The 12,719-nt window shown below is 63.6% G+C and carries 8 protein-coding genes; 3 read left to right on the top strand and 5 right to left on the bottom strand.

Translation table 11 applies throughout. The annotated features are described in order from the left end of the window. The first annotated feature begins 40 nt into the window (after nt 1-40). From OKA05_RS11235 to OKA05_RS11225, 3 genes are all read left to right on the top strand, one after another. Nucleotides 41-1,087 (top strand): ShlB/FhaC/HecB family hemolysin secretion/activation protein, encoded by a 1,047-nt coding sequence (locus OKA05_RS11235; RefSeq protein ID WP_264487235.1) that lies wholly within the window; start codon nt 41-43, stop codon nt 1,085-1,087. Continuing rightward, nucleotides 1,044-1,388, top strand: a complete 345-nt coding sequence (locus tag OKA05_RS11230; RefSeq protein ID WP_264487603.1) for a hypothetical protein — start codon at nt 1,044-1,046, stop codon at nt 1,386-1,388. Before OKA05_RS11235 ends, OKA05_RS11230 begins: the two co-directional genes overlap by 44 nt. 110 nt (nt 1,389-1,498) lie before the next feature. Further along, nucleotides 1,499-2,863 carry an FAD/NAD(P)-binding protein gene (locus OKA05_RS11225; protein WP_264487234.1) on the top strand — a complete coding sequence of 455 codons (1,365 nt, stop codon included), beginning with the start codon at nt 1,499-1,501 and terminating at the stop codon, nt 2,861-2,863. 107 nt (nt 2,864-2,970) lie between these two features. Here the strand turns inward: OKA05_RS11225 and OKA05_RS11220 are convergent, their stop codons facing one another. The 5 genes from OKA05_RS11220 to OKA05_RS11200 are packed head-to-tail and all read right to left on the bottom strand — an operon-like array spanning nt 2,971 to nt 12,613. Next, nucleotides 2,971-4,833, bottom strand: coding sequence for a sulfatase-like hydrolase/transferase (locus OKA05_RS11220; protein ID WP_264487233.1), 1,863 nt, complete (start codon nt 4,831-4,833; stop codon nt 2,971-2,973). 20 nt (nt 4,834-4,853) lie between these two features. After that, a complete protein-coding gene (locus OKA05_RS11215; protein WP_264487232.1) occupies nt 4,854-5,543 on the bottom strand; it encodes a hypothetical protein in 690 nt (229 codons plus the stop codon). A 13-nt stretch (nt 5,544-5,556) separates the two neighbouring features. Then, nucleotides 5,557-8,952: a hypothetical protein gene (locus tag OKA05_RS11210; protein ID WP_264487231.1), complete on the bottom strand. Its 3,396-nt coding sequence runs from the start codon at nt 8,950-8,952 to the stop codon at nt 5,557-5,559. Nucleotides 8,953-8,974: 22 nt separating this feature from the next. After that, nucleotides 8,975-12,418 carry a laminin G domain-containing protein gene (locus OKA05_RS11205; RefSeq protein WP_264487230.1) on the bottom strand — a complete coding sequence of 1,148 codons (3,444 nt, stop codon included), beginning with the start codon at nt 12,416-12,418 and terminating at the stop codon, nt 8,975-8,977. A 24-nt stretch (nt 12,419-12,442) separates the two neighbouring features. Then, complete coding sequence (locus tag OKA05_RS11200; RefSeq protein ID WP_264487229.1) at nt 12,443-12,613, bottom strand: hypothetical protein; 171 nt, start codon at nt 12,611-12,613, stop codon at nt 12,443-12,445. Between the last annotated feature and the right edge of the window lie 106 nt (nt 12,614-12,719).

Here is a 12,719-nt window from a genome sequence, read left to right as displayed (position 1 = left end):
ATTTTTCCCCCCGCGCCCATCCCGGCCGGTCCGTGTGGCCGTGCTGGGAATCTCGATTGTCGTCGCGGGGCTGCTACCAGCGTCCGCGCAGGAGGAGATGACCCTGCTGGTACGCGAGTATCGCGTGCAGGGATCGAAGCTGCTCTCGCCGCTGGAGATCGAGGAAGCGGTCTATCCGTTCCTTGGACCCGGCCGCACCGCAGGCGATGTGGAGCAGGCGCGCGCTTCGCTTGAGAAGGCCTATCGCGACAAGGGCTATCAGACCGTCACGGTGCAGATCCCATCGCAGGATCCCCGTTTGGGAATCATCCGCCTCCAGGTGACGGAGGGCACCATCGGCCGGCTGCGGGTGACGGGAGCGCGCTACCATCTGCCGAGTCGCATCAAGACCGAGATCCCTTCGCTTGCGGAGGGCAATGTGCCGGACTTCGAGAAGGTGAAGGCCGAGATCATCGCGCTGAACCGTCTTCCCGACCGCACTGTAAAGCCGCAGCTCCGCCCCGGCGTCGAGCCCGGCACCTTTGACGTGGACCTCGAGGTCGAGGACAAGTCGCCGCTGCACGGCTCGCTGGAAGTGAACAACCGCTACAGCCCGAACACGACGCAGTCGCGCCTCAATGCTTCGCTCAGCTACGGCAACATGTTCCAGCGCGGTCACACGCTGGGTCTCGATTTCCAGATCGCGCCGGAGAATCCGGACGATGCGCTGGTTTATTCCGGCTACTACCTGGCGCGCGTTTCCGACGGCGTCAGCCTGATGTTCCATGCGACCAAGCAGGACAGTGACATTTCCACCTTGGGCGGCGCGGCGGTGGCCGGTCGCGGGGAGGTCTTCGGGCTGCGCGCCCTCTTCGATCTGCCGGGCACGGATACTTTCTATCAGACTTTCGCGCTCGGCATGGATTGGAAGTCCTTCGATGAGGACCTCACCGTCGCCGGCATCACGGGCAACACTCCCATCGAGTACTACCCCATCAGCGCGAACTATGGCGCGAACTGGGTCCACAAGAATTCGTTCACCCAAGTGGGACCTGCTGGGCCATTTGGCCGATCAGTTCAAGGATCAGGCGTCGCACGGTCTCATTGAGATCCAGTCCGCCGATGTGAAGGAATTCACCCTAGCTGGCGAGATCCCGCCAGCGGTCTATCAGGCTTTGGAAACCGTGAGCGTGATCATTCCCGCGATCCGCGGTCGCATCGCGGTGCCGTCTTCCATCAATGTGAGGCCGGTCCAGCCCGACGAGCGCTGGCAGCTTCGCTTGATCGTGCCGTCGGATTGGACCGACCCTCGCTCGGTCCACTCCGTCGCTCGCTTCCTGGTGCGCCTGCTCCACACGCAGACCCGAATCGCCCGCCGCCTGCGCAAGCCGGCCCGCCAATCTTCTTGAGCTGTGGAAAGGAAAGCTGCCGGCGTCGTAATGGACTGCCGACAGCTTTTTGACTGAATACTCTATCAGATTAAATACATTCGATCATTGTGAGCCATATTCAAACTCCAGTGGCCGTCATCGGAGGCGGCTTCAGCGGCACACTCACCGCCATCCATCTCGCCTTGCGACTGCCGGATCGTCCGGTGATTCTCTTCGAGGAAAGCGGGGATGTTGGACCGGGGCTTGCGTATCGTCGCGATGACCCGCATGCGCTGCTGAACATCCCGGCCCGCCGGATGAGCGCCTATCAGGACGATCCGGATCACTTCTTCAAGTTCGCGCAACGGGTGCTCGGCGAGCAGATCACGCCGGAGGATTTTCTGCCGCGCCGCATTTACGGCGACTACATCAAGCACTGTCTGGCGGAGGCCCAGAAGCATTGTCCCAATCTGCGTGTGGATCATCGCGCGGTCATCGACGTGCAGACCAACCCCAACAGTAGCGTCGCGGTGCTGACCCTGAAGGACCAGACCGCGCTGATGTGCTCGCGGGTGGTGCTCGCCACCGGCAACCAAGGCTCCGCCTTTGCCGGTTCGATCTGGGCCGAGCATACCTTGCCGGCGCGCAAGACCTCAAGCTTCGACAAGGTGAAGGCAGGCGAGACGGTGCTCGTGATCGGCACCGGGCTCACGATGATCGATGCCGTGCTTGAACTGGAGCGCCGCGGTACGCCCGCAGCCATCCACGCGATCTCCCGCAATGGCCTGCTGCCGCGTCCTTATGAAAGCGCGTCGCCGGTTTTGCCACCGGAACTCGATGAGCTTCCTGACTCTAACCTGCGGCGCAGTTTGCGGCTATTCCGCCGGGCGCTTGCCCGTCACAATGCGGAGGGCGGCGACTGGCGCGACCTTTTCGCCGCGCTCCGGCCGGCCACGCCGTCGCTGTGGCAGGAGATGTCTTCGAAAGACCGGCGGAAATTCCTCCGCTTCATCAGTCCATTCTGGGAAGTCCATCGTCACCAGTGTGCGCCGGCTACTTTCCATGCCTTCCAGAACCTCATCGACGAGGGCAAGCTCGACCTGAAGCGCGGCACGATCGTGTCGGTGGAGAACAAGGACGGTCGCCTGCGTCTCGGTCTGGCCCCGCGCAATCGCGCTGCGGTGACGCGCTGGCTCGACGCGGATCACATCATCGATGCCACCGGCCCGGCACGCGACATCACCACGATCAAGCAACCGCTGATCACGAACCTGCTGCGTCGCGGCTTCCTCGTGCCGGATGAATTCCGGCTCGGTGCCGAGATTCATCCCGACTACCGCGCGATCAGCCGCGATGGCTTCCCGCTAGAATGGCTCTATGTGACCGGCCCGCTGCTGCGTGCCCGCTATTTCGAAGTGACCGCGGTGCCCGAGTTGCGCCTTCACACCTCTGCATTGGCGGCACGGTTGGTGAACGAGCTCGAACGCAGCCCGCGAGTCGCGGTTGCCGTCTGAAGATTTTCCAGGTTGTGGATGTGGTATAAAGATCCAGGGGTGCCCGAGCCGGGCACCCCTGGTCTTTTTTACTATAACAGAACAAATCTCTCTCCGAAGACCGGCAGTTAGAGTGTCTTGACGGTGACGTTCGTCACCTTGCCTTTGAAGGTATGCGGTGCGGCATATTCGCCGACCGGGGCACCGCCGTCGTTGCCAACCGTCAGGCCTTGGCCGGGACGGCGGGCGATCAGGCTGGCGAGCTTGCCTTCGCCGACTTGCTTGCCTTCGCCGACTTGCTTGCCATCCACCGTGAGCTTTACCTGGCCGCTGGGATCGACCGCGGCTTCGACCTTGTGAGTGCCGGCGGACAGGGGCTCGGTGGCCACCACTGAAGACAGGTCGCCGTCGTTGCGCACGGAGAAGACCAGCTTGCCCTCGGCGATGTGGAGCGCATAACCGCGGGAGTTGCCACCTTGGGCGACAATCACTCCGTCGTTCGCTTCACCTTCGATCTCGGCGGCGACGGTGAAGCCTTTGCCTGCGATGTCGGGCGACTCCTGGCTGCTGAGTTCATCGCCGGACTTCCATGGGCCAGTTTGCGTGGCATTGCTGGTCGCCTCGCCGCGGCGGTTGGCATTGCGACGTTTCCCGCCCGGCGTCCATTTCGGATCCACCAAGGTAGCGTTCCACGCGTTCCAGGCATCGGAGAGTTCCTTCACCTTCTCCGGATTACTTGCAGCGAGGTCGTTCTTCTCCCCGATGTCTTGGGCCAGGTTGTAGAGCTTCGCTCCTTCCGTGCTTGCGGCTCCTGCGCCAGCGCGGGTGTTGCCGTCAGCGGCGGACTTCACCAGCTTCCAGTCGCCCTTGCGGACGGCGATCTGTTGGCCGAAGCGCCAGAACAGGGCTTCGTGTGGTTCCTCGGCCTTGCCGTCCTTCAGGTAGGGCAGCAGGTTCACGCCATCGAGCTTCCATGCGGGGTCGATCTCCACGCCGGCGGCGGCGAGGCTGGTCGGCAGCAGGTCGAGCTGGATGACAGGGCGGTCTTCCATCTTGCCGGCAGGGATCTTGCCCTTCCACTGGATGGCGAAGGGCACGCGGATGCCGCCCTCGGAGGTCTGCGCCTTGTAGCCTTTAAGCGGGCCGTTGCCGGAAGTGATCGATGGGGTGGGTCCGCCATTGTCACTGATGAAGTAGACCACGGTGTCTTCCTCGAGCTTCAGGTCGCGGACCTTGTTCAAAACGGTGCCGACGGAATCATCGAGCGCCGACAGCAATGCGGCGAACTTGCGGCGCTTCGGATCGCTGGTGGAAGCGAAGCGTTCGTCGTATTTCGCGAGCGTGTCGAGCGGTGCGTGGACCGCATTGAAGGGCAAGTAGACGAACCACTGCTGGTCCTTCTTCCGCTCGATGAAGGACGCGGCCTCGTTGGCGAAGGTCTCGGTGAGGTAGCCGGTTTCCTTCACCGGCTCGGTGCCGCGGAGCACGGCGTTGTCGCCCTTTCCTCCATCGAAGTAGCCATGGGCACCGCCGAGGAAGCCGTAGAATTCATCGAAGCCGCGCTTTTGCGGGTGGAACTCCGGGGTGTTGCCGAGGTGCGACTTGCCGAACCAGCCGGTGGCGTAGCCAGCGGACTTCAGGCGATCGGCAATGGTCGTTTCCTGGAGCGAGAGCCCCACGGAGGTATTGGCCTCGGTCGGCGGCCCGGGATTGAATTCGTGGCCGAAGCGCTGCTGGTAGCGACCGGTCAGCAGGCCGGCGCGGGTCGGGCTGCAATACGGTCCGCTCACGTAGCCATTCGTAAAGCGCACGCCATTCGCCGAGATGCTGTCGATATTCGGCGTGGGGATGTCCTTGGTGAAGCCTTGCGAGGTGAGCTCGCCCCAGCCGAGGTCGTCGGCCACGATGAGCAGGATATTCGGCTTCCGCTCCGCGTGGGCAGGGATGGCGAGGGCGGCCAGCAGGCCGATGAGCATGTAGTTCGATTTCATGGTGATGGTCGTTGAGAATTTCATTCGGAAAGGGCGGCGGTCGCGGTCGGAGGGGTGACGGAATAGTCCCGGTCCGGGATGCTACGGAGGTTCATGCGTTGGGTGGTGGGATCCTGATAAACGCAGACCAGCCAGCGCCGGTCGCGGCGGACGGCGGCACGGGTTTCGGTGAGACGGTTCCATTTGCCCTTTTCATTGAACTCGAACTTCACCCCCTGAGTCGCGCCCTCATCGCCCTGAAGTTCGAGACCCGCGACCCCGCCAGGCTGCACTTCGGCGTAGCTGCGGCCGATCGCCCCGCGGATGGGGTGCTTCGAAACATTGACCAGCCGGTAGGTGCCGAGCGGGAAACGGTCGCGAGTGTAGTCCAGCGCAAAGCCGCGGTAGGGCTCCGGGCTGCCGGCGGGTGCGGGCATCAGGACGATGAGTGCCTTGCCGAGTTCACCGGGGACGGTCACGCGAGCGGCGGGCTTGGTCTTGTCTCCACTGGTGAAAACGAGCGCGTCGTTGCCGGACAGGGTCAGGGACACGGCGGGCGTAATGTTCGCGGTGGAAAGGCGGACGGACTGGCCCGCTCCGCCATCGGGCACCTCGATGGACTGGATGCCCGGGGCATACTGGAAGCAGTAGAAGGAGGCCTGGATGCTGCGGCTCTCCGGAGCCGCGTGCAGTGGGAAGGCGAGGGCGATGAGGGCGGCGATGTGCTTCATGACGTGTGTGGTGTTAGAGTTCTCCGGGCTTCAGCCAGCGGAACGAGACCAGCTCGAAGCGGCGGCCGAAGCTTTGGTTGACGACGGAAGTGGGAGTGGCAGTGGCCTTGTCAGTGGGATCGATGAAATCCGGGACGCGCTGAACGGTGGCCTCGGCCCAGGCGCGGACTTTCGAGCCGCGGTCATCGGCGGCCTCGCCGTAGGTGCGGATGCGGAAGGTGTCGCCGCGGACCACGAGCTGCGGTGCGAGCGGGGTGAGGAGGTCGGCCTGGTTGATCACGCCGGGGGCTCCGTCGGCGGTGTTGCCGTTGCCTAGGTCGTGAATGGCATCGCGCACTGCGTCATTAAGCCCGGCGCGGTCGATCGCTGCTTGCAGTGCTCCGTTCTGGGCGAGATCACCTTCGCCTGGGCGACGGTTCACGAATTCGGCCAGCGACTGGAACGGGCCGCGCTGCTTCACCTCGGTGACGATCTCTTGGGCGAGCTTCTCGATCTGTTCGGCGGTCAGGCGCCTGTAGCCGTTCCATTTCGCGTGTTCGCCATCCAGACCGCCGCCCGCGGACTCGAAGTCGACGGCCGCAGCGTGGGAGTGGCGCAGCACGGAGAGACCCTCGCCTTCGTGAAGTTTCTGCGAGCCATCCGTAATGATCGGAGCCGGTGACCCGAAATTCGACGCGAGCAGCGCTTGCCAAGCGGAGACGCTAGTCGAGTTCACGTTGAACGGCGCATCGATCCAAAGGTGCGCGGCGATCTCGCGGTAGGCTTCGTTTGAAGCGACGAGCTGCGTGACCAGTTCGTCCTTGTCCGCGCCACCGGTGTAAGGGAGGAAGCGTTGGTTCGGCAGTTGCTTTCCATCGGTGAAGAAGCCGTCGAGCAAATCCTCCGATGTCCGCTCGTCGCTTCCCGACAGCGCCGGATGATCCGCCGCAGTGGAAAGGAACCACGAATCGAACAGTGCGTTGTTCGCGAGATACGAGTGGTCGAGGTAGGTGCGACTACCTGCGCTGGTCTTCACGCGGTCGTTCCCGAGCAGCGGCGGGGCGAAGGAGTTCGCGACGATCTGGCTGGTGAGTGGGAGCTGGCCCCCGGCATTGAGCGGCGCGTGGCGGAGCTGTGCCAGCGAATGCGCGGGGCCGAGCGGAAGGCTGGCGAAGGTCGCGAACTCGGAGCCGCTTTGCGCGTAGATGCCGGGCCCGCCGTAGCCGCGGTTGTCGTTGTTGCTGATTTCGATGGTCGGACTGTTCGGCGGCCAGTCGGTCATGACCTCCCACTTGAGTTCATACTGGTGATGGGAGAAGTCCTCGGTCTGATCGATGCCTTCGGAGGCATAGAAATTCAGCGGTGCGTTGTTGATCCAGGAGCGGGAGCCGAAACGCGAGTCGCGCTCGGTCTTTTCCTGGAAGGTCGCGATCAGGAACGGCTCCTTGAAGCGCAGCGCGTGGCGGGCGGGATTCAAGCCGCCGGTGCTGCCTTTCGGGATGTCCGGATTCACCACGATGGTCGGCAGGTCTTCCTTCGGGTAATACGGCAGCAGCTCGCCCTCGCGGTCGCCGTAGTCCAACTCGACGCCTCCTAACAGGCGCGAGACATTGCCGCCGCCGAGATAGTATTTGAGGAAGCCGGTCACCTCCTTGCCGCCGGTCTCCTTGAAGTTGTCGATGCCCGCGCGCTCGGCCTTCACTTCGAGTTGGATGCGGTCACCGGCTTTCACCGCGATGGTGCGGACGGTTTTGCCGTAGTCCTTGCCGGACGAGGCACCGTTCGAGTTGACGAAGATATTCTGCGTGGTCACGCCGCCGACTTCGGGGTCGCTGGCATTGCCCGCCGGTGGATGGAAGCCGGGACGAAGCGTGACGCCCGTTAGATTGTAGTCATGACCGCCATGCATCTTGTGATTGTGCGCGGTGAAGACGACGTGCTCGCCGGGAGCGAGGATGCGTTCGTCCACGCCGTCCTCGGGCAAGATGTTCAGGCGGTAGAAGCGCGCTTGGCGGGTCTTGAAGTCTTCCTGGGTGTGAGCGTTTGTCAGCTTCGTGTACTCGGTGTTGATGAGCTGGCCGTTCTTGTAGATGCGGAAGGCAAGGGGAATGCGGTAGAGCTCGACGCGTGCGCCGGTGAAGCGCATCGGAACATTGTAGGGATTCCAAAGCGTGATGACCGGATCGATAACGACCCATGTGATGTATTCGTCGCGCTGGTTGGCCGGAGTTTTGCGGGCGCTTCCATCGGACCACATGTTGTCCAGGGTCTCGCCATTGTAGCCGAAGGCGAGGCTGAAGACGAACTGCGCCTTGGCGATGACCGGCGCGAGCTGCTGTTCGGTGAAAGCCTTGTGTCGGAGTAGTTGGGAGGCCGCGGTGGCAGCGTTCGGCCGGGCAGTGACGGAGCCGACCGAGGCGTCGATCGCTCGCGTGCTGCCGGAGAGCTTCGTGAAGGAGCGGTAGTGCGAATGAAGCAGCGACCAGGAAGGGTCAGGGCTCGGCAGCGGGTTTGCCCCGTTGAAGCGGGTTGGCAGCGGGACCAGCGGCGTGGCTTGGCTGGAGTAGATGAAGCGCGATGCAAAATCGGTCGGCAGCGCGGGGGCGTCGAACAAGCGCGAAAGATCCTGCTGCCAGCCGCCGTCGGCGGCGTTGGTCAACAGCCCGAGGCTGCCGCTGGTGAGGTCGTGGAAGCCGGCGTCCTTTTCATCCAATCCGGCGAGGCGGGTTTGGGCGATCGTGAGAAGCTTTGCCGGATCATTCTTCTCATCCGCGAGCGTCTCCCATTTCTCCACCGCATCGAATCCGAGGCGCGGGGCTGCACTACTACGGTCGTAGGAGTCGGCAAAGGTCTCCGTCTTGTGGCCGTGAGGCAAGGAGATGGAGGCCTTCTGCGCTTCATCGAAGACAGCCCAGGCGAAGCGTTGCTGCTGAGATCCATCGATGCTAACAAGCTCGGCTTTCGTCTCCGCGTCGCCGCCGACCAGCTTGATGCTCTCCCCCTGTGGCTCGTGGTCCGCGTAGGTTTCCTCGCCCGTCCGCTGCGAATCGGGCGAGGAAACCAGCCAACCACGGAAACGATCGGTCTTCTCTTTCTTCCAGTCCGGAGCGTTGCCTTCGCCCTTCCATTTCCAGCCATCCCACACGCCGGTGAGGTGGGGCTGGGCGCTCTTGTCGCGGATCGAGGCCGGTGCCGTGACCCGCTGATCCGGTCCCGCGCTTGCCTGCAGCTCGCCGATCGCGAGCTGCAGGGCGAGGCGGGCGTTCGCGCGGGCCTGCAGGAGCAGGGTCTCGTGCGAGGACGCCCGCAGGCTAATGGCGGACAGAGAGAGCAGGCCGACCGACAGCACGAGCAGAAGCACGAGCAGCATCATCGAAGCCACCAGGGCGAATCCCTTGTTGGAGGTCGGTCTGGAAGAGCGGGAAGTCATGTCGGATGGGAAGCGGATGGACTCACGGGAGGTCCTCGATGCGGAAGAAGCGGACGGGTGTGGTTCCCGGCGTGATCGGAATGGTCGCGGTGCCGGAACCGCTGGCATCCGTCGTGACGGGGTCCAGAACCTCGCTGAAGTCCGCCAGAGTGACGGAGCCGCGGACCGCGTAGGTCGTGGAGGGTGAGCCGGTGAAATTCAGGACGAAGTTACTGCCCACGATCACACTTGAGACGACGGTCGGAGTGATCGATGGAGGCTCTGTCACGGTGACCGTGACGGTTTGCGTGAAGGTGCCGCCGGGACCACTGAAGGTGATGGTGTAGGTGGTGGTGGCTGTGGGGTTCAGCGGAACCACTGCGTTGCCATTCACCAGCGTGACATCGCCGATGCCCTGATCGATGCTGACCGAGGTGATGTCGGGTCCGACCTTGATGGTGAGGTCGGTCGATTGGCCGGCATTGAGCGTCGCTGCCGCGGTGCTCAACTGGATGACGCCGGAGGTCTGGCTCCACCAGGCCGCTCGGTGCGCAGCGATGCGTGAGTCGGGCGTTAGAGGGTCCGCATCCGGATCGTCGAGCAGGCTGTTGTAGATTACGACCTCGTCGATCTCACCGCGCCACAGATCGGCGGCGAGAGTCTTCTGAACCCCGATGTTCCAGGCACCCTCGGAGGCTTCCAAGATGAAGTTCGGGTCGAAGGCGCTGCCGTCGGGATTCGTGCCGTCCTTCGTGGAGCCGATCAATTCGCCGTCCAGATACCAGCGGATCTCCGTGTTCAGGGCATCCACCACGACCACGAGGTGGGCCCAGGTTTCCGCGGCGAGATCGCCATCCGCATCCTTGCGCACGCCCTGGCCCAGATAGGTGCGGGGTGTGCCGGTGGAATCGGATACGCCGAGCAGCACGCGGCCGGTGCCATTGGAGTCGGACTGGCTGACAATCGCACGGTTCAGGCTGTTGATTGCCGCATCGCGACGAACCACGCTTTCGATGGTGAAGCCGGGATCGAGCTGTCCGGGATTCAGGATGAAGTCGGTGACCACGCCGCCATTCGCATCGATTGAGATCGCGCCGTCCACGACGCCTTCCACGCCGCTCACCGGCGTGCCGGTGGGCCGGCCGTTGTGGGGAGCGCCATTGTCGGCGGAGTCCACGAAGAGTTCGGTGCCCGTGGGTTCATTGAAGCGGAACCATGCGACCGGTGCGTCTTCTCGCACCGCGGTCGAGAAGGCGTTCTCGGCATCCAGCGAGGTGTTCGCGGGAGTCGTTCCGGTTTCATTCACCGCGGTGAGGGTGAAGTCGCTGGCGGTGCCGGCATCGACATCCACGAAGCCTTGGAGCGTGGTGGGGGAGTGAAGCACGGTTTCGCCCGTCTTGATGCTGATCGTTGTCGGATTTGGCGCTTCGCCTTCGGAGACTTTCCAGTGGAGTCGCACCTGACCCGCCGTGCCGAGCTTGGTGGCCGCGAAGCCTTTTACGATCGGCGCCTGGTATTGCAGGGCGGTCACCGAGACGGTGCTGGTGATGTCGCCTCCCGGGCCGGTGGCGGTGACCTGATAGGTCGTGGTGGCCGCGGGATTCACCGTGATGGTGGCGGTGCCATTGACGATCGGCACGTTGCCGACGTTGTTGTTGATGGTGACGGATGTGATATCCGCACCGACCTTGGTGATCAGTTGCACGGGATCCCTCGAGTTCACCAGTGGCTTGGAGGCGCTGAAATCGAGCAGTCCGGCGGTTTCGCTCCACCAGGCGTCGCGGTGGATGGCGATGCGCGAGTCCGCGTGATTGGTGTCGCCATTTGGATCATCGAGCACCCGGTCATAGACCGCGAGTTCGTCGATGTGACCCTTCCAGTGATTGCCGGCGAGCGCCTTCCCCAGACCGATGATCCATTCGCCGGTCGCGGACTCGACGGTAAAGTTCGAATTGAATGTGGAGCCGTCAGGATTTTGTCCATCCGCGCTGGAGCCGGCGAGCACGCCGTCGATATACCAGCGCACTTCGGTGTGCTGGCGATCCACTACCACGGCGACGTGCGCCCACTGGTTGTCGTGGAGCTTGCCATCGGAGTGCTTCGCTTCACCGCCGCCGATATCGGAGATGAGCTTGCCATCCGCGGGGGAAGTGAGGAACAAGCGACCGGTCGAGCCGCGTTGAGCGAGTACCACCGGATTGCCGCCGACCACTCCCGGAGCGCGACGGAGGACCGCTTCCACGGTGAAGCCGGTAGTCAGGTTGCCGGGGTCGAGGATGGTATTGGAGATGATGCCATTGCCCCCGTCGAAGAGAGCCGCACCATCGACGAAGCCGCTGCTGCCGCTAATCGTTTGACCGAAGATCCGGCCGTTGTGGGGCGTGGCATTCTCCGCTGAGTCGGCAATGAGCTGGGAGCCGGTCTGATCGTTGAAGCGGAACCACGCGACCGGGGCATCCGTCCGAACCGCGGCGGAGAAGGCGGTCTCGGCGGCGACGCTGGCGCTACCCGTGGTGGTGCCAGTTGCGTTCGTCGCGCTGAGGGTGAAGTCGGTTGCACCGCTGGCATCCACGTCGGCGAAGTTCTCCAGCGTGGTCGGCGTGTGGATGACGGTCTCGCCGGACTTGATCACCAGGCTGGTCGCCGCGGGTGCTCCCCCTTGAGTAACCCGCCAGTGGAGCCGGACCTTCCCGGTGGAGGGGAGGGGAGTCGCCTCGAAGCCAAGTACGGCAGGTGCCGTAGAGACCTGCGGCGTCACCGATGAGACATTCCAGAACAGGGCCCGGCTTACGGAACCGGCGAAGCTGGAGGCATTGTGAACGTCGAAGGGAGACCCGAGCACGTTGCCGGCGTTATTCCCAGCCAGGCCGCCGGCGTTTGCGACCGAGAGTGTCTTTACGTTGATGGTATCGCCTCCGGACCAATTGCCGACCGTTCCCGAGATCGCATGGGAGGAAACCACGGCGGAGCCGCCGTCCGGCGTCACGCTCAGTTCCAGGGTGCCCAGGTGATTCCAAGAGGCGGAAAACGAATAGGCGGTGCCGGCATTCAGCTTGCCGATCGGGCTCTGCACCGCGATGGCGGGCAGGGATGTGTCGTTCAACGATGCGGGCACCGTGACGTCGTTGGAACTCTGCTTGGAGAGCACTGTCGGCACTCCGTCCACGAGGTAGAGTCCGAAACCGTTTGAAGTGCCGCCAATTTCGATCAGCAAGACGGTGCGGGCGTTGGCTGGAACGTCGAGGTCAGTGGCGGTCGGGGTGAAGGCGATGCTGAAGGTGAGGCCCTGCACGTGATGGGAATCGTCGAGCGCGGTGATGCCGGACTGGCTGCCGCCGGTTCCGCCGTCGTTGGCGAGGCCTTTGAGATTGCTGTCGTAGAGGGCGGCAGTGGGATTCGGGAGGACGGCGGCGTGGGAAACTCCTGCGCCAAGTCCGGCGGCGATGATGGCGAGCCGGAGGCTGTGGTGATGGTGTGTGCGGTACATGGGGATCTTTAGAGAGGTGGGGAATCAGGCGACCTTGCGGAAGCGGCGGACCGGAGCCTCGCTGGCATCCGGCAACCGGCGGTGACGGACGCGGGTCACGAAGGCGTCCGGTTGAGCTCCGGCAAGGAGCCGCGCGCTCATTGCACGCCGGGTCGACTGGCCGGGAGTGAGGAGCTGAAGTTTGTAGAGCAGCATGGTAAGGTATCGGTTTTGGGCAAAAAAAGGCCGGTAAGATGGGAAGCAGAATGGGTCGGAGATGACCCGGGATCGCGAACGGGAAGGCGCTAAACGCCGCTAATCG

It is taken from the genome of Luteolibacter arcticus (assembly GCF_025950235.1).
Lineage (GTDB): Bacteria > Verrucomicrobiota > Verrucomicrobiia > Verrucomicrobiales > Akkermansiaceae > Haloferula > Haloferula arctica.
The sequence above is the reverse complement of the archived record's forward strand: the minus strand, read 5'-3'. Positions and strand labels throughout refer to the sequence as shown.